The following is a 17,579-nucleotide window of genomic DNA, read 5'->3' on the forward strand; positions in this document are numbered from 1 at the left end:
GTAGACGTCCGAGATACAAAAAGCCCCTCTCCCGTTTTGGGAGAGGGGCGGTCCGACGATTCGGTTGGGACGGTCGGCCGCAGCCGTGAGGGTGAATCACAAACTCTACTTCGACTGAGCCAGCCCAAAATTTTTCAGGTTCGTCAGGGCCGTGACGTCGATAATCTTCCACTGCCCGTTCATCTTCTCCAGTACCCTCGACTCTTTCGAGGTTGTCTTGCCGTGACTGTCGACCAGCGTCTGATCGTAGGCAACGTAGGCCATGTCGCCCTTCTGCCGGATCGTATAGTTGGCGTTCTGCACCGATACTTTGTCGCTTATCTTCGAGCTTTTGAATTGACTGGCGAAATGCTTTTCCAGCTTATCCCAGCCTTTCACCAGCATAAAATCACCGCCGTAGAGGTTTGCCGCAAAGTGGATGTAGGGCGTGTGTGCCCATGCATTCGACCACTGTGCTTTGTCGCGCTTAAAAAACCCTTCCGTTTCGTTGCGGAGAACCTGCTTGATCGCGTTGTCCTCCGACTGTGCCCACCCGACCGTCACTGCTGCCAGCAATAAAGCGGTCATTACCAGATATTTTTTCATAGTAATGCGAGAGTTAGTACACAAGAAAGGTATCGTTTAAAATTAGCTTAAACAACTAATTTTTTAAACTATTTCCAGTATATCAAGCACCCGCTACTTGATTACAACATCAGCCACAACGAGCAGATGGTCGGAGGGGAAGCGTTGATCGAGTCGGTCGGTCAGGGCTGCGTAGGATAATACGTCGATGCTTTTGCTAACGAAAATGTAGTCGATACGGTCGTTGAGCGGGGCGTCGGATTTAAAGCCGGTAAACGTACCTACCGGGCCGTAAGGCGGCTGCTTCGTGGCCTGATACGCATCCTGTAGAGACGCCTGTATCGTTTTGACCTGCTCGGTATCGGGCGTCGAATTCAGGTCGCCGACGAAGATAACGGGTTCGTTTTTGGCGATGGCTTTGATCTTCTCAACCATCAGCCGCCCCGACTGCCGCCGGGCCTCAACGCCCTGATGATCGAAGTGAGCGCTGAAAAAGTAAAACTCCTTTTTGGTCTGTTTATCGCGAAATCGGGCCCACGTACAGATACGATTGCAGCAGGTAGCGTCCCAGCCTTTACCGGGTTTATCGGGGGTTTCGCTCAGCCAGAAATCGCCGGTGGTAAGCAGGTCGAAGCGGTCTTTTTTGTAGAAAATGGCGGAGTGCTCACCCGCTTCCTTTCCGTCGTCGCGCCCCTTCCCAACAAACGCCCAGCCGGGTAGTTGGGCAACGTCATTCAGTTGTCCGCGCAGCCCTTCCTGTGTACCAAACAGCTCGATTTTGTGGTAACGAATCAGACTTTTCACCATCTCGATCCGGTTCGGCCAGGCGTCGGCACCGTCGTTTGGCGTGTTGTATCGCAGGTTGTACGAAGCAACACGCATGGTGTTGGCAGGCTGGGCCACAGCGGTATAAGCTATCACACAGGCGATCAGCAGTAACGTAATTCGCATAACAATTGAGTTTAGTCAGGCCCACTGCGGGCGGGCCAAAGATAGCCGGGCACCAACAAAATACGGGCGACCAGTCAGGGCGTTTCGGACGACTTAACGAAAAGATCACCGGCTGCCAGGCGACATTGATCAGCCTTATTTTTTCACCGTTGCGAAACTAACCGGGCGGCACGTCGGTTAATTAGTAGTCACGACTACTAAATTATCAACCATGACAACGCCAACACAACTCGGCTTCGTTTCAGTACAGGTCAGCGACCTGGCTGCATCTACCCTCTTTTACCGGGACACGCTAGGGTTCCAGCCCGTGCCGCAGTCCCCACCGGACGCCTGCATTTTCGCTACGCAGTCAGGAGCGACCTTCGCCATTCGCAAACCACTGGTCGACCTCAACCAGACCGACCAGCTTGGCTGGGGTGTCGGGCTTTGGTTCGCGGTCGATAGCCTCGACGATTTCCTGCAACGCATTGACGGACAGGCTACGTTGATACGCGGTGTGCAGGCTACGCCCTTTGGGAATACGGCTATCATCGCCGACCCCGATGGTTACTGGCTCACCATACAGGAATCGCCGAACCGATGAATTGTGAAACGCAGTATTGGGTCGTGGTGGCGGCACGCGACCATGCCCGTTCCGGCATTGAGCAGGGTATCGTGCAGGCCAATCACGGCAAAGAAGCCCCGTTGCGTCGGATGCAGCCCGGCGATGGTGTGCTGATTTATGCACCCAAGCAAACATTCGGGGAAAAGGAGCCGCTTCAGCAGTTCATTGCCGTCGGAACGGTGGCCGACGAACCGGTGTATCAGATAACGGTAACCGACGACTTCCAACCGTTCCGTCGCCGGGTTACGTACGACGAATCCGTTACTGCAACGCCTGTTCAGCCGCTGATCGAGCAGTTGAGTTTTATTCAGAATAAAGCCAGTTGGGGGTACTCGTTCCGGTTTGGTTGTTTCGCCATTCCAAAAGCCGATTTCGATCTGATTCGCTCAGCAATGACCAACCACAGCCATGCCTGATTCTCCGATTTTTACCTACAATCAGCCCGAAGAAAACAACGGTTACCTGCTCTGGCAGGTCAGTATGCGGTGGCATCTGCTGATGAACCAGCGGTTACGCGGAGTGGGTATTACGCTGACGCAGTTCTCACTGATGGCCGGGCTGTACTGGCTCGACCGGCAGGGCGAACTCGTCACGCAGCAGCGGCTGGCCACGTATGCCAATACCGACAAGATGATGACCTCGAAGGTGTTGCAGACGCTGGAAAGCAAGGGATTTCTGCTCCGGTCCGACAATCCGCAGGACGGCCGGGCGAAACGACTCCAGCTGACCCAGACGGGCGAAGCAGTACTTCGGGAGGCATACGCGCTGGTCGGGCAGGTCGACGCGGGCTTTTTCCAGGCCATTGAGCCAGACTCGGCCGTTTTCAACCAGCTACTGCGCCAGTTGCTCGCGGCATCGGGCGGCTGAGTGTTACCTGGTTACAAGGCCCGGTATGCAAACACGCTTTTCACGCCAGTTACTGGCTGCCCAGCCGTTTCGGCGTAGGGGTACACGAAAAAGTTGAGCGGCTCGGCCTGCTCCGGGTACAGCCGCAGATCGCGGCCGACACTGAATTCGATGCGGTTCTCGTCGTGCGTACCGAAGAAGTAATCGCGCTTCGCCGGGTTCTTGGCCGCTTCCGACGCGTCGATTGGTACCCAGCCGACGCCGTTCAGGTAAAACTCAGCCCAGCAGTGGTAGCCGCTGATTTGCCCCTCCGGCCGGTCGGTGGGGAGCGACACACCAATGGCGAAGCGGGCCGGGATGTTCACCGCCCGGCAGTAGCCGATGAAAATAGCGTGGAAGTCGGTGCAGTTACCGCGCCGGGCGTCGCAGGCGTAGTAGATGTCGCCCCGGCCCCAGCCCGTTCCCGACTTATCGTAGTGTACCGTGCTGATGACGTGGTTGTAGATGGCCCGCGCCTTTTCCAGATCGGTTCGGGCGTTGGCCTTTGTCACTACTTCGTCCGCCCACTGCTTTATCTTTCCGTCGATGGGTACAAGCCGGTCGGGTTGCAACCACCGGGTACGCTCGGCCGCGCTGAGCGTCTTACGGCCGGGCTGTGGCGTCGTGGGCTGACTATGCTCCAGCCGCTGCGCCGTAAACCGAACCGTTACCATACGGCCCGTATCAGCTTTCGCGGGGATGTTCACGTGCAGCACACGGTTCCCGTAAGCACCCGTATCGATCCGGTACGGAACGGGCGAACTGATGGTCAGTCCGGTGATGCGCTGAAATGGGCTGTCGTGTGGAATGGGCAACCAGAGATCGGTTTGCCCCGGCTCCGACGGAATCAGCGCCCTGTACGTGAACGCCACCGTCCGCTCGCGCGGGGCGACGGCCGGGCGTAGGGCCAGCAGGCTACTCAGGAGGCAACAGATAGTCAGAACCGAAACGGTACACCGGGCAATACGAATCAACTGCATAGGTAGTAAACCACCAGCTTGCTAGAATACGTTCAGTGTTGGCGGTTCAACGTTCACGAAAAGAGGGCTGTTTACACCTTACTTTCGGGGTACATTTTCTTGTGCTGCGCCAGCAGGATGCTGTATTGCTGGGGTGTCAGAATGGCTTTGTACGCCAGCAGTTTACCCGTTTCGACATCGACGGCCAGTACCCGCAGCTTCTTTTGGTTCATCCCCGACGCTTTCAGTTTCTTGACGCCTTCGTTGAACTTGACCGTCGCATCGGTGATGATTTGCCGGGCTTTGGGCACCTGTTGTTCGGTCAGGCTCAGCCGTTTCGTATCGGCTTTGATCACCGATTTGATGACCATACCCACCGTTGCTCCGTTGTTGAGCAGCGCGAATTTTTCTTTTTCGACCGCCGGGTCCGGCGTCTGGGCAACAGTGAAGCTGATGGTTACCAGCAGGATAAGGAGGGTTGATAACGAACGCATAGAAGTTGAGTTGTGGCCCCAAACCTACGCTTTTATTCGGTTACGATGTGGTTGCGCTTCTCGGCTACACTGGTTTTAATTACAGCCAGTTCGGCCTCCAGCGTGCAAAGGTACTGCTCAACCAAAGCCTGATCGATGGTGGGCTTATCGCTTGTCAGTATCGCTTCGATCGCCTTGTTCTCAGCTACTGTCTTCGTCAGCCCCAGTGTCTGAATAGGCCCTTTCTGCGCGTGAAGAACATACTTTATCGTACTCACGTCGCCCTGCGCCAGCGCCTGCCGGATCTGATCGATTTCGCCGGGTGTCTGCATCAGAAACAGGTCGAGTAGTTCGATGGCAAATGGCAGGTCGTCATCCAGAGACTGTACGAGGTAGTCAAATGAAAAATTGGTTGGCTGATTATGCGCTATGGCCATCGGTTGCGTTATCACCGGAGCAGATTGCACCGATGAAGGAGCGTATTTACGAATAATTCGCTGAAGCTCATTGATCTGGAACGGTTTGGGCAGGAAGTCGTTCATACCAGCCTGTAGGCAGCGCTCCCGTTCGCTGGCCAGCGCATGAGCCGTCATCGCAATGATGGGCACCTGGCTGTGCAGTACCGAGCGGATGTGCTGCGTTGTCGTGTACCCATCCAGTACAGGCATTTGAATATCCATCAGTACCAGATCAAACGGCTGTTGCTGGAGTAGCTCGATAGCCCGTTGCCCGTTTTCAGCAACCACCCCCACATGGCCCAGGCGCTTCAACACCTGTACCGCCAGCTTCTGATTCATCATGTTGTCTTCGGCAATCAGAATCGTTAGTGGCTCAGCGTCGGCCAGTTGCACAGCCTCGCTCCAGTCGGCACTGGCAACTTTTTCATCGGTTTTCTGGTACGGAATCTCCAGCGTAAAACGGGACCCTTCACCCGGTTTACTATCCGCTTTAATCCATCCTCCCTGCATCTCGATCAACGACCTGACGATGTTCAGCCCCAGCCCGGTGCCACCGTAGTAGCGCGTGGTAAAATCACTGGCCTGGCGGAAGCGTTCAAAGATGTGTTGCAGCGCATCACTGTCGATACCGATGCCCGTGTCCTGTACCACGATGCGTACCTGAATGGTATCATCGGTTTCGCTGGCCAGCTGCATCGTCACGGTAACACGTCCCTGCTTCGTAAACTTGATGGCGTTGCTGAGCAGATTCAGCAGAATCTGCGTCAGCCGGGTAGGATCACCCTGCACGACATTGGGCAGCATCGGGTCGGTTTCCACGATCAGCTGCAATCCTTTTTCGCACGCTACCGGGTTCATCATCGTCCGCAGCGAATCGACTAACCCGCTCAGGCTGAATGGAATCAATTCCAGCGATAACATGCCCGCTTCGATTTTCGAGATGTCGAGAATATCGTTGACGATAGTCAGCAGATTTCGCCCCGCCGAACGGATGAAGCCCACCGCTTCCTGTTGCTCCTTATCAAGCGGGGTTGTTTCGAGCATGCTGGAAAAGCCCAGAATTGCGTTGAGGGGTGTACGAATTTCGTGGCTCATATTGGCCAGAAACTGCTTTTCCGTGCGCCTTGCTTCGTTGATGATGAACCCGAACCGATACGAGAGTACCAGCGACTGAAAAAAGAAGAACGTCATATAGCCCGCCGTCAGCAGCAGCCGGGGGGCATTGAGCACGTGCAGGTAATTGCCCAACAGCATCGAAAAGACAACCATCAGTACGACCGTACTCATCAGTGAATAGGTTGCACCGGGCCGGGCCCGACGGGCAGCCAGCCAGTACACGTACACCACATACGCGATACACAGCACCGACAGCACCAGAAAGAACGGCATGAACCGGGTGAAAACCAGTGACGGCAGCGCCAGCGTGGCGGTAAACAGCAGGCACAAGCCGTACACCGCTCGAACAAACCACTTGTGAGTGTCTTTGGGGTACAGTGCCTGGGTGTACAGGCCGAAGGCAGCTATGGATAAGTACAGCGACCCGTATTCCAGCCGGGTCGTGACTAACCACGGTATATTGGGGAATAATACGTGCAGCGCGTAGGTATCGACGCCAATGACGCGGTAATTGTACAGCAGGCAGAACAGCCCGAAATAAAGCATCGACCGGTCGTAGCGGTTGAAGCTGAACAGTCCCAGAAAGAACAGACCGCTCATAAACAAACAGCCGGTCAGCAGAATGTCGAGTGCCAGCGCCGTGTATCGCTGACCACGAAGCGCGTTTACGCCACCCAGCCGTGGCGCTTCGTTGGGCCCCCCTTTACTGTGGTCGAAGTTGGCAATCTGAAACAGAATCTGTAGCGTATCGGCTTCCGGCAACATAACCAGCTGCGTCGACCAGTAGGGAGTGGTCGTGGCGGGTGTCGTGCCCGGTTGTCCGTCTTCCGTAATTTCCTCCCCGTTGACAAACAGTTTGTAAGCAGTGTACTGAGTTCCTAGCTCCAGCCCCATCCGCTCCTCGTGCGGTGGCAACAATACGGTGAGCGCGTAGGTAGCGTATCCCTGGCTTGAAACCGGTTTTCCACGCCACTCACTAGCCGACCACAGCTTCGGAAATGCGATGTACTCGAAGCTCGATTCGGGCTGACCGGGGGTTCTGAGCTGGTGCCAGTACCACTTCCATTGACCATCCAGAATTATTTTCCGCCGATCTACGTCAATACCCCGCAGGTCGAGTACGCCCCGCTGGGCGGTTGGTGTAGCTGCTGCCATCAGCTGACTCATACCACACCCAAACAGCAGCACGATACTTAACCAGTATCGATACCAGCTTCCAGTCGGTAAGCAGTACCTACCGGGCCAATCCATGCGATTCCCCCCGCAAAATTTGTTCATTCGTTAACCCGGTTCTTAGCCGGGATCTCCGACCAGGTTGCTTTTCGGCAAGTTACTAGTTACTTATCAAGAATGTAACCACAGATTACATTATATCACTTTGTATAAGTACGTATTAAACTATCTATCAGTTTTGGTCTATCCCAGTATTTACAAATGTACTAGTACTGGTTTTCGGCTACTCTGTTGACTTAACGGCTGCGTTATGATTTTTGTACCTATATCGTGCCAGCGTGTTACTATCTAATTAAACTTTTTCCGCCATATCGTTTATCTATCAAGCGGTTGCCCATAAACTGTTCAGCTAATTGACCGGTTAGGTTTGCATGACCGATTCCGAACAGTCCCGCTACCACACGATCAGTGTCCCTCTTGGTCAGTTCAGCACCCGGATGAGCGAGGTTGTTCGGGTTGCGGGGCTATCCGGTCAGCCGTCTATGCACTCCCGGCTGTCGCTGATTCATCAGACTGCCAAACAGTTTGCCATCGATGCGGTACAGCAGCCGGGCGCACCTACCCCGACCGTCGACATTGATGAACTCACCAACCCGCCCCTCCTCGATCTCCCCATCGACCCCGACGACGAGCAACAGGTGATTATCCAGTTCTCTTACCAGCCCAATCAGCCCCAATAAAAAAGCGGGTTCCGTGCCAATCACGAAACCCGCTTTTTATATCAACGTACGAGCAAACTAGCTACCGCACATCTCGCGATTATCTCGGTGCTCGTGTCTCCGAGTAGCAAAAATTTCTCTATCCAAGCGTGGCGGATTCGACTGATCGTAATTGAATGCAACACTATTCAGGTAAGCAGCCATCCGCAATCTGTCATTGTATGTTGCCGGTTGACAACGAATATGGTATAACTCAGTTTCCATATGTGTCCCCGCGTGAAAAGCAGTGCGGTCTAAACGTGGTTGCATGGGTATGGTATTATTTTCATCATTTACTACGCTCTGCTCTGATGAAAGCGAATGCTGTAGGATATTCATCGATCTTAATTGTATCCCAAGTCTCTATACCAAAATCTTCTATCAATTGTACTTTTTCGTTCAAGTATCTCGATCTAGGCCCTACAACATAATTAAGCCCTAATTCAAAAATCATTTCATTAATCTCATCTTGCTTTTTTTCATCAAACTTATTTGTGTTCGCTATGTACATGTGAGTCTCAAAATCATATTCAAAAATCTCGAATGGATCATAGCTAGACAGGTCTGGTTTAAGAATATCTCCTATACTCTTTTCCGACTTTAACCGATTGACTCTACCATCTACCATGAAGAAATTACTCCAAAGCCACCCCTTCTCAACCTTCAAGCTAGCGTCGAAATGGTCTAATTCTCCGTAATGTTTCGGCTTCCCACCCGTGAATTTATGCAGGTTCCAACAGCTAACCTTATAGTCTTTAACCTCACATATACGTCTTTCTGTATATGCACACAAGCCATCTTGGCAACTATACAAACTCATTATTACATCTAAATAAAATCTGTGATTTGCAGAATATTTAGGGTGTATTCTATTTTTACTCTCCAACTCTTTCTCCCATTTTTTATAATCTGTTGATGGGATTTTTGATTTATCAATCCTTCTCACCTTTCAATTTTCAAACTTCCCCAAAAGTTGCCCCAATTTCCTGTACTCATTTAATTTATTTTGTTTATCCGCATGACTAAGATCTGTCATCTTAAGTTGCTTTTCCAATTGAGCCAAACGCATCAAAGATTTTATTCTCGCTGGACTTGCTTCTTGGTCTAGATCAAATATTTTCGTGAGTATGCCCTCATATGGCAGAAGACGAGGATTTACAAAATAGTTATCAACATGCCTCTCTCCTTCGAAGTATTGTTCTTGATAGACTATACCCTCACCCGCATCGAATTTTAACTCAATCACTTCCCAAGGTTCGAACGATGAAGCTACCAAAGGAGAGTGTGTTGCAAAGAAAAATTGACACGACGGAGCCATTGAGGTGTAAAAATCGACAATTTCTGTCTGCACATCAGGATAAAGAGATCTTTCTGGTTCATCAAAAAATATTACACTGTTGACGGGAGATAAAGTAAAAAGGGGAATAGTAGTTATTACTACTTGTTGCGTCCCTGTACTCCAGAAAAGGTTAGGGACTTCCTCGCCGTTAAGAGTTTCTATCTTTATACCTTCTATGTCATCCTTACGCTCGAAATCAAGAGATGTCCTTACTGCTAATCCGAACTTATTTAAAAACTTATTCAAATATTTTTCAGCAAGTATTTTTACTGGCGATGGATGCTCCCTTTGCCATTCTAAAAATTCTTTTTGCACATTGTTTATTTCTTCTATACTTACACTTTCCCTTAGAGCTACCTTGGATATTTCTAAATTCTTCTGTATCTCAACTTCTCTGTATTGAGTAAGCTTTTCTTTTACTTTTGCCCACATTTGAAAGGCATCTATTTCCGAAAAGTCAACGCTTTCTAAGTTTTTAGTAACCTTCTTAGTTCTTTTTTTACCAATGGTAGCCACATCAGCAGGATAGTAAATAAACTTATAATTACTATCACTTGTAGCTTTCGAAATTTTCTTGTCGTACATTATCTTGTACATATCCTCGAAACTTCGACTACTAGTGGTTATGAACGGTTTATCATTATATAGCACGCTAAAAGTGCGAAACGTTTCTTTCGAATTTTTAGGGTTTATGACAACTTTTACCTCATCTTTATAGTTATCGGATCCACAAAATTTATACTCTCCTTCTGGTAGATCAACAGCATCATGCAATGGAAAGCCTATGTATGGAAATTGCTTAATGAAATTTTTAATCAACGATAGTAAACTTGTTTTTCCCGTTCCACTTTGCCCTATTATACAAATTTTTTCTAAAGGCTGTCCCGCTTTTTTGTGACCTATAGGATACGTCAGATCAAGTTTGAGCCTTGCAAATTGATGATAGTCATTAATTGTTACACTTTTTAGCTTCATTTTATGAAAAATTTATTGCAAGTAAAAGTTAAGATTTTGAAATAGCAAAAAGAAACCCTCCAGCGGAGGGTTTCTTTTTGCTATTTCAAAATCTTAACTCCCGCACATCTCGCAACCTTCGGGGTCGTCGAGCGAGCAGGTCATCGCTGCGTATTGTTGTTCGAGGTCGGTGACCATCGGTACGGGGGCCGGCTGGGCGTTGGTTGCGTGCTCCTTGGCGTACTGCACATAGTCGAGTGGTTTTTCAACGGGTGCGGCCTCGGACATCACCGGCTCCAGTTGCGGCTCGGCCTGCGGCTGTACGACGGTGAACTTCACGGCGTCGGTAGCGGCCTTCGTGCGCAGGTAGTACATACCCGTTTTCAGCCCCGCCTTCCACGCGTAGAAGTGCATCGACGTCAGCTTGCCGAAGTTAGAATCCTGAATGTGAATGTTCAGCGACTGCGACTGACAGATGTAAGCACCCCGGTCGGCAGCCATGTCGATCACGTGCTTCTGCTTGATCTCCCAGACCGTTTTGTACAGGTCTTTGATGTTCTGCGGAATACCCGGAATTGCCTGTACCGAGCCGTTGGCCAGAATCAGGTTGTTCTTCATCGTATCGTTCCACAGACCCAGCTTTACCAGATCGCGCAGCAGGTGCTTGTTCACGACAACGAACTCGCCCGACAGTACGCGACGGGTGTAGATGTTACTCGTGTATGGCTCGAAGCACTCGTTGTTACCCAGAATCTGCGAGGTCGATGCGGTAGGCATAGGAGCCAGCAGCAGCGAGTTCCGAACGCCGTGCTCGATCACGTCTTTACGCAGGCTTTCCCAATCCCAGCGGTTCGACTTGGGTTTCACGCCCCACATATCAAACTGGAAGATACCCTGCGAAATGGGCGATCCCTTCCAGGTTTCGTAGGGGCCCGACTCCTTCGCCTGCTCCATCGACGACGTCATGGCACCGAAGTAAATCGTCTCGAAAATATCTTCGTTCAACCGGCGCGCTTCGTCCGACTCAAATGGCATCCGCAGCATGATGAATGCGTCGGCCAGCCCCTGCACCCCCAGACCAATCGGCCGGTGACGCATGTTGCTCCGCCGGGCTTCCTCGACCGGATAGTAGTTGAGATCGATAATTTTGTTGAGGTTGCGCGTGGCGGTTTTCGTTACCTCGTACAGCTTCTGATGATCGAACCGCATGACGCCATCGGTACCGCGCGTGATGAACTTGGGCAGCGCAATCGACGCAAGGTTACAAACCGCTACCTCATCGGGGGCGGTGTATTCGATGATCTCGGTGCACAGGTTCGACGACTTGATCGTACCGAGGTTTTTCTGGTTCGACTTCTTGTTGGCCGCGTCTTTGTATAGCATGTACGGCGTGCCGGTTTCGGTCTGCGATTCCAGAATCTTGAACCACAGTTCCTGCGCCTTTATCGTCCGGCGGGCGCGGCCTTCACGCTCGTAGCGCGTGTACAGGGCCTCGAACTCATCGCCGTAGCAATCCGACAGGCCGGGGCACTCGTGGGGGCAAAACAGCGACCATACATCGTTGTCTTCCACCCGCTTCATAAACAGGTCGGGCGTCCAGAGGGCGTAGAACAGGTCGCGGGCGCGGGCTTCTTCCTTACCCGAGTTCTTCTTCATATCGAGGAAGTCGAACACGTCGGCGTGCCACGGCTCCAGATAGATCGCAAACGAGCCTTTGCGCTTGCCACCACCCTGATCGACGTACCGGGCGGTGTCGTTGAATACGCGCAGCATCGGGATGATACCGTTGGAGGTACCGTTGGTCCCTTTGATGTACGTACCCGTTGCCCGGACGTTGTGAATGCTCAGGCCAATACCACCCGCCGACTGCGAGATTTTGGCGGTCTGCTTCAGCGTGTCGTAGATACCATCGATGCTGTCGTCTTTCATCGTCAGCAGGAAGCAGCTCGACATCTGCGGCTTTGGCGTACCGGCGTTGAACAGCGTCGGTGTAGCGTGGGTAAACCACTTTTCCGACAGCAGATTGTAGGTTTCAACGGCAGCGTCGATATCGTCCATGTGGATGCCCACCGCTACGCGCATCAGCATGTGCTGGGGCCGCTCGGCGATCCGCCCTTCGGTTTTCAGCAGGTACGACTTCTCCAGCGTTTTGTAGCCGAAATAATCGTAGCCGTAATCGCGATCGTAGATGATGGTCGAGTCAAGCAGTGCTGCGTGGGTCCGCACGACATCGTAAACTTCCTTCGAAATCAGCGACGCATTTTCACCCGTCTTGGGATCTTCGTAGTGGTACAGTTTTTTGATCGTACCCGAAAACGACTTGTTGGTTTCCTTGTGCAGGTTGGAAATAGCAATCCGGGCGGCCAGGATGGCGTAGTCGGGGTGCCGGGTAGTCATCGACGCGGCCGTTTCAGCAGCCAGGTTGTCGAGTTCGGTCGTTTTCACGCCGTCGTAAAGGCCACTGACAACCTTCATGGCGACATCGACGGGCTGAACATAGGCCGGGTCGAGGCCGTAACATAGTTTTTCAATCCGGGCGGTAATCTTGTCGAATTTCACCGACTCCCGAAGACCGTCGCGTTTGACTACAAACATGATCGATTGGGGTTAAAGCGTTGATTTTTAATTAGTAAACTATATAATCAATAGGTTTTTATTCAGACAGCCAGCACGAATTTCGCGGGGTGTAAACAATCAGGATGGCGAGTTAAAGTTGCCTTCAATTGGACGAAAAACCAAGGTTGAAGGTTCGCTCATAGTGCCTTATCTGGAAAAGATCCAATCAGGAAAATACGTTACTAAATTGTTAAGCCGTAATCCTTAGCGACTTACAATTCGAGGGGGACGCGTAAAAAGTGGAATAAAAAAATCGGTGATTTTACAGACCGGTCACCCGGAGCCGTTCATGACCTGCCGGGCGGGTAGCCAACATAACTGACCGGGGTAAGTTGCAAAAAAGAGTAATTAGTAACAAGCTATTTCGCACGCTTTTTTTGCCCGATTTAGGGAACGGGACAGTGGTAGTCACTTGATTATCAAGCCGAAAAAGAACGACAAAAAGAATTTGACTGACCCATCCTAATCCATTATCTTTGCAGTCCTTTTCGGTCGGAAACCGAGAAGATGACAAGAAACTGATACTAAGATTATGAAAAAGGGCATTCACCCGGACTACCGCGAGGTGGTATTCCACGACCTGTCGAGCGATTACAAGTTCCTGACGCGTTCGACCGTTCAGACCCGCGACACGATCGAGTTTGAAGGCAAAACCTACCCACTCGTTAAGCTTGAAGTGAGCTCGCAGTCGCACCCGTTCTACACCGGTAAGAACGTACTGCTCGACACGGCTGGCCGCGTCGACAAGTTCCGCAAGCGCTACGGCACCAAGTAAGGAACGTCCCGCAAGGCATTCATACACCCCCGATACGGCTGACGTGTCGGGGGTGTTTTTTGTTATATTTGACCAAAACATAAACGCTATGCTGGTATCCGTTGAAGGAGTGTATCAGGACGGGCAAATTCGCCTGGATGATACCGTATCGGTTCAGAACGACACGAAAGTCATTGTCACGTTTCTGAACGAGAAACGCGTAGCACAGCCTATCCCAAAGCGATTGACGCTGGACGACTTTTCATTTCGAAAGTCGCAGGAAGCGTTGAAAGACTACAAGAGTTCATTCAGCGATGCCGCCATTGAAGAGCGTAGGGAGGCATTATGATCTCAGCCACTATTTCAGTGCCCAAAATACTTACTCATTCGTAGCGTATCGCGTCACTAACGGACGACAGCTTCTCATCGATAGGCCTGATTTTTCACCAGACGCAGATCGTTCAATTCCGGCACTGTCATCGTACAGTCAGCGGGGATGATCCCACGGCTAATCCAGTTGGTTACGACCTGCATGGTGATACCATATCGTTCGGCATACCGCTTTATCGTTAGCCATTGTGATGTATCAAGCGTTATTCCGGCTTCTGTCAATATCCTTAAACTCTCATCGGACTCCCGCCGGGCCGTTTCGATAAGTTCTTTGGACCGGTCACGGATAGCGTCGCCAATCTGAACGGCTTCATCAGTAGTAGCATGTTGATAAAACTCCTCTTTCAGTTTACCGATGTGTTCAATTTCGTCAGCCGTTTTCATACGACCAATCAGGTCGAGTAAGTAAGACAGGGTTTTTGCTTCAGTGATCATAGCTATATAGATTTTTACCGTAACGAGCCGAGACTTTTGTTCGGCTAATCATCGGGTGTTTGGTTGGTGAGCCACTCCATTATTTGTTTTTCTTTCCTGAGTTCGTCTATCCAGTAATCATATTGCACGTCGTCCTGCTCAAGTTCTTCGTAATTAATTTTAAGAGCGTGTTTTGGAATAGTTGAAATCTGAGAGTCAGGTCATCTTTGTAGCGACCAAGCTTACAAACAATGACTCATCAGTGGAGCCCACTAACTGACTCTCAGTGGGCGGCAATCGCTCCGGCGACCCGGTTCGCCTTTTTTACCGCTTCAGCGCAAACGAAAACATGATTTCCGCCCTATTGTCAACGCTCTGCTGTGGCAACTCCGCACGGGCTGTCAATGGCGCAATCTGCCATTCGAGTCCCTGCCCTGGCAGAGCATCTGCTACTACTTCCATCGCTGGAAACTGGACGGAACCATCGAAAAACTCAATGCCGCCTTGAATCAGGACGACCGAATCCGAGCTGGCCGGGAAGCATTCCCTTCGTTACTTTGCATTGATTCACAATCGGTTAAGCTAGCCCCAATGGGCAGCCAAGCACGCGGCTTAGATGTCCACAAGGCCGTTAATGGACGCAAGCGGCAGTGGGTCGTTGATGCCCAGGGGCGGCTTTGGGTGGTTGGGGTACACGGAGCAAACTAGGCCGACGGATCGGCGGCAGTCGAGTTAATTAGCCATGTGCTGTGGCGATGCGGTGAACGATTAGAAGTAATCTGTGGCGACCAGGCTTACAATGGCGTATTCAAAGAAGCGTTAGCTGATTGGAGCATTAAATTTGAGAAAGCTTCCCGACCCGAATCGGTCCGTGGCTTCGTTCCCATCGCCAAACGATGGGTCGTAGAACGATCCATCGCGTGGACTAATTTTTTCCGTCGGTTGGTGAAGGACTATGAGTACACCACATCTTCTTCGGTATGCTGGCTTTATTTAGCCAACATTCAGCTTATGTTGCAGCGTTTGCCAGCCACAAACCAAACATAATTTCAAAACACGTTCTAAGAATAGCCATAACTCGTTGCAATCTTGATTGATGCAGGGATATCAGCTGTCCGATTTGTTTCCGCGTCATTATATGGTGGGTGTAAGCAGGTAAAGCTACATCTTGTTTCGTAACGAAACAAGATGACATGGAAAGCCCTTAACAACTGACACGTCCCGGAAACGCCAGCCGTTTCCGGGACGTTTTTTTGTACACAGCCGTACCTTTGCTGCATGACATTTATCCAGACGGATACCTACGTGCTGCGCGGCTACGACTGCGACGCTAACGGGCGGCTCAGCATCCCGGCGCTGATGAATATGATGCAGGAATCGGCAAACCGCAATGCACTCGACTACGGTATCGGCATCGCCGATCTGGCAACTCACGGTGTCGGGTGGATGCTGATGCGGTTTCGGCTGCGGATGCACCACTACCCTACTTACGGGCAGGAAATTCGGGTCGTAACCTACCCGACGAGCGTCGAGAAATACTTCATCTACCGCGATTTTCAGGTGCTGGCCGACGATGGCACGCTGCTGGCCGATGCGTCGAGCACGTGGCTGGTGTTTTCGAAGGAAGCCCGCACCATGATTCCGTTGCCCCCGTTTATCCGGCAGCTTACCCCGCCGACCACCGTCGAACCCCTGCCGAAACTGGCGACCAAGCCCGATTTCCTGGCGCACGCACTACCCTATACGCTAACGGGCGAGGTCGAAGTCGGCTGGTTCAGCATCGATCAGAATCAGCATGTCAACAACGTGGCTTATGTGCAGTGGCTGCTGGAAAACGCGGGCGACGACCGGCTACAAACGCGGGAAATTGCCGAACTTGATTTAGTTTTCCGTACGGAAAGTCACTGGCACGACCGGCTTCGCATGAGTCAGGCCATCGAAGCGCCCGACGCGCTGCTCCACCGCATTGAGCAGGCCGAATCGGGCAAGGATGTGCTGCTGGCACGGAGTACGTGGCGATAAATGCGGTAGTCTGTATATAGTGTTGATGATACTGTCCCCGGCAGCATCCTGCTGTCGGAGCCGCGATAGCGGCTAGCATAATCTCAGCACGTTAGCCTGTCGGCTCCGGCAGCAGGATGCTGCCGGGGACAACTGCTCAGTACAGTTACTGTTTACGGCGTTGCTGCTAATTACCGATACTGATTTACAGTTGATCCAACCGTATACCGAGAACTGAAAACCGAAACTGGATACCGTTTATGAACCTTACCCTCGACACCGTACTAAACGGCCTGATGCGCCGGTACAGCGAACGCGTTCCCGACGTGCAGCGCATCATCGACGCGATGCTGACCGAAAGTATCATCAACTCGCCCGACGAGATTGAAAACGACCACATAGCTTTTCGGACGATGGGTGTGCCGAACCTGGGACTAGCGTCGTTCGAGAAGATTTTCCAGCACTACGGCTACGAGAAGCGCGACCCGTACAATTTTGCCGAGAAAAAGCTGTCGGCTTACTGGTATGCGCCCCCCGCTGATGGGCGCAATCTGCCCCGCATCTTCGCCAGCGAACTGCGCGTTCATGAACTCTCTGAACAGGCGCAGCAAATCATTCACAAGTATACCGATGCCGTAACAAGCGATCTGGTCGATGCGCTCGACCTAAACGACGGCGCGGCTGTCGACCGGTTTCTGCACCAGTCGCTGTGGCCGTTGCCAACGCTGACCGATTACCAGACGTTGCTGGCCGAAAGCGAGTATGCCGCCTGGGTCATTTACAATCGGTACTACCTGAATCACTTCACGATCAGCGTGCACAACCTGAAGCCGGGCTACAATACGATCGACGAGTTCGTCGCTTTTCTGGAGCAGCAGGGCATCCGGCTCAACTCGGCGGGGGCGTTATCAAAGTCAGTCCCGACGGGGGGTTGCGGCAGGCATCGACGGTAGCGCAGATGACCAACGCCGACTTCGCCGATGGACAGACCTTCCGCATTGCCGGTTCGTACGTCGAATTTGCCGAACGGCGCGTACTGCCCCAGTTTGCCGACCTGCCCGCCGATCAGATTGGCCGGGCGCAGCGACGCGACGGGTTCGAAGCCGCCAACGCCGATAAAATTTTTGAAAGCACCTTCACGACGCAAACGAACCGGTAGAAGCGTACCGG

The 17,579-nt window shown here is 51.8% G+C and carries 17 protein-coding genes and 1 pseudogene; 9 read left to right on the top strand and 9 right to left on the bottom strand.

All coding sequences use genetic code 11. The annotated features are described in order from the left end of the window. Positions 1–105: 105 nt before the first annotated feature. On the bottom strand, positions 106–585 hold the full coding sequence (locus tag HH216_RS01280; RefSeq protein WP_169549146.1) for a nuclear transport factor 2 family protein: 480 nt from the start codon (positions 583–585) through the stop codon (positions 106–108). A gap of 93 nt (positions 586–678) precedes the next feature. Then, complete coding sequence (locus HH216_RS01285) at positions 679–1,515, bottom strand: endonuclease/exonuclease/phosphatase family protein (RefSeq protein ID WP_169549147.1); 837 nt, start codon at positions 1,513–1,515, stop codon at positions 679–681. A gap of 211 nt (positions 1,516–1,726) precedes the next feature. On the opposite strand from HH216_RS01285, the gene HH216_RS01290 reads away from it, so the two are divergent. From HH216_RS01290 to HH216_RS01300, 3 genes are read left to right on the top strand one after another with little or no spacing between them, the layout of a single operon-like run. Next, positions 1,727–2,098 carry a VOC family protein gene (locus tag HH216_RS01290; protein ID WP_169549148.1) on the top strand — a complete coding sequence of 124 codons (372 nt, stop codon included), beginning with the start codon at positions 1,727–1,729 and terminating at the stop codon, positions 2,096–2,098. After that, positions 2,095–2,535: an EVE domain-containing protein gene (locus HH216_RS01295; RefSeq protein WP_169549149.1), complete on the top strand. Its 441-nt coding sequence runs from the start codon at positions 2,095–2,097 to the stop codon at positions 2,533–2,535. The genes HH216_RS01290 and HH216_RS01295 overlap by 4 nt, the downstream gene beginning before the upstream one ends. Next, positions 2,528–2,986, top strand: a complete 459-nt coding sequence (locus HH216_RS01300; RefSeq protein ID WP_169549150.1) for a MarR family winged helix-turn-helix transcriptional regulator — start codon at positions 2,528–2,530, stop codon at positions 2,984–2,986. The genes HH216_RS01295 and HH216_RS01300 overlap by 8 nt, the downstream gene beginning before the upstream one ends. An 11-nt stretch (positions 2,987–2,997) precedes the next feature. Here HH216_RS01300 and HH216_RS01305 read toward each other — a convergent pair whose 3' ends face one another. The 3 genes from HH216_RS01305 to HH216_RS01315 form a co-directional block, all read right to left on the bottom strand. Next, positions 2,998–3,984, bottom strand: a complete 987-nt coding sequence (locus HH216_RS01305; protein WP_169549151.1) for a transglutaminase-like domain-containing protein — start codon at positions 3,982–3,984, stop codon at positions 2,998–3,000. A 71-nt stretch (positions 3,985–4,055) separates the two neighbouring features. Further along, the gene (locus HH216_RS01310; protein ID WP_169549152.1) at positions 4,056–4,457 is read right to left on the bottom strand and encodes a hypothetical protein; all 402 of its coding nucleotides are present in this window, start codon (positions 4,455–4,457) and stop codon (positions 4,056–4,058) included. Positions 4,458–4,489: 32 nt separating this feature from the next. Further along, positions 4,490–7,165, bottom strand: coding sequence for an ATP-binding protein (locus HH216_RS01315; RefSeq protein WP_169549153.1), 2,676 nt, complete (start codon positions 7,163–7,165; stop codon positions 4,490–4,492). A gap of 449 nt (positions 7,166–7,614) precedes the next feature. On the opposite strand from HH216_RS01315, the gene HH216_RS01320 reads away from it, so the two are divergent. Further along, positions 7,615–7,923 (top strand): hypothetical protein, encoded by a 309-nt coding sequence (locus HH216_RS01320; protein WP_169549154.1) that lies wholly within the window; start codon positions 7,615–7,617, stop codon positions 7,921–7,923. Positions 7,924–8,230: 307 nt separating this feature from the next. Here the strand turns inward: HH216_RS01320 and HH216_RS01325 are convergent, their stop codons facing one another. The 3 genes from HH216_RS01325 to HH216_RS01335 all read right to left on the bottom strand — a co-directional run bounded on the left by HH216_RS01325 (position 8,231) and on the right by HH216_RS01335 (position 12,829). After that, positions 8,231–8,887 (bottom strand): hypothetical protein, encoded by a 657-nt coding sequence (locus tag HH216_RS01325; protein ID WP_169549155.1) that lies wholly within the window; start codon positions 8,885–8,887, stop codon positions 8,231–8,233. 3 nt (positions 8,888–8,890) lie between these two features. Continuing rightward, positions 8,891–10,255, bottom strand: coding sequence for an ATP-binding protein (locus HH216_RS01330; RefSeq protein WP_169549156.1), 1,365 nt, complete (start codon positions 10,253–10,255; stop codon positions 8,891–8,893). Positions 10,256–10,348: 93 nt separating this feature from the next. Beyond that, the gene (locus HH216_RS01335) at positions 10,349–12,829 is read right to left on the bottom strand and encodes a ribonucleoside-diphosphate reductase subunit alpha (protein WP_169549157.1); all 2,481 of its coding nucleotides are present in this window, start codon (positions 12,827–12,829) and stop codon (positions 10,349–10,351) included. Between the two features lie 553 nt (positions 12,830–13,382). On the opposite strand from HH216_RS01335, the gene HH216_RS01340 reads away from it, so the two are divergent. Both HH216_RS01340 and HH216_RS01345 read left to right on the top strand, forming a co-directional pair. Then, the gene (locus tag HH216_RS01340) at positions 13,383–13,625 is read left to right on the top strand and encodes a type B 50S ribosomal protein L31 (protein WP_169549158.1); all 243 of its coding nucleotides are present in this window, start codon (positions 13,383–13,385) and stop codon (positions 13,623–13,625) included. 88 nt (positions 13,626–13,713) lie between these two features. Beyond that, the gene (locus tag HH216_RS01345) at positions 13,714–13,953 is read left to right on the top strand and encodes a hypothetical protein (RefSeq protein ID WP_169549159.1); all 240 of its coding nucleotides are present in this window, start codon (positions 13,714–13,716) and stop codon (positions 13,951–13,953) included. A 74-nt stretch (positions 13,954–14,027) separates the two neighbouring features. On the opposite strand, the gene HH216_RS01350 is transcribed toward HH216_RS01345, so the two are convergent. Next, the gene (locus HH216_RS01350) at positions 14,028–14,429 is read right to left on the bottom strand and encodes a hypothetical protein (protein ID WP_254448632.1); all 402 of its coding nucleotides are present in this window, start codon (positions 14,427–14,429) and stop codon (positions 14,028–14,030) included. Between the two features lie 357 nt (positions 14,430–14,786). Here HH216_RS01350 and HH216_RS25665 point away from each other — a divergent pair, with 357 nt between their 5' ends. From HH216_RS25665 to HH216_RS01365, 3 genes and pseudogenes are all read left to right on the top strand, one after another. Continuing rightward, a complete protein-coding gene (locus tag HH216_RS25665; RefSeq protein WP_254448802.1) occupies positions 14,787–15,116 on the top strand; it encodes a transposase in 330 nt (109 codons plus the stop codon). Positions 15,117–15,686: 570 nt separating this feature from the next. Next, entirely contained in the window at positions 15,687–16,430 is a 744-nt protein-coding gene (locus HH216_RS01360; RefSeq protein ID WP_169549160.1) for an acyl-[acyl-carrier-protein] thioesterase, read from the top strand. A gap of 239 nt (positions 16,431–16,669) precedes the next feature. After that, a pseudogene (locus tag HH216_RS01365) lies at positions 16,670–17,568 on the top strand (2-oxoadipate dioxygenase/decarboxylase family protein). Positions 17,569–17,579 lie beyond the last annotated feature (11 nt).

Source organism: Spirosoma rhododendri (genome assembly GCF_012849055.1).
In the GTDB taxonomy this organism is placed as follows: Bacteria; Bacteroidota; Bacteroidia; order Cytophagales; family Spirosomataceae; genus Spirosoma; species Spirosoma rhododendri.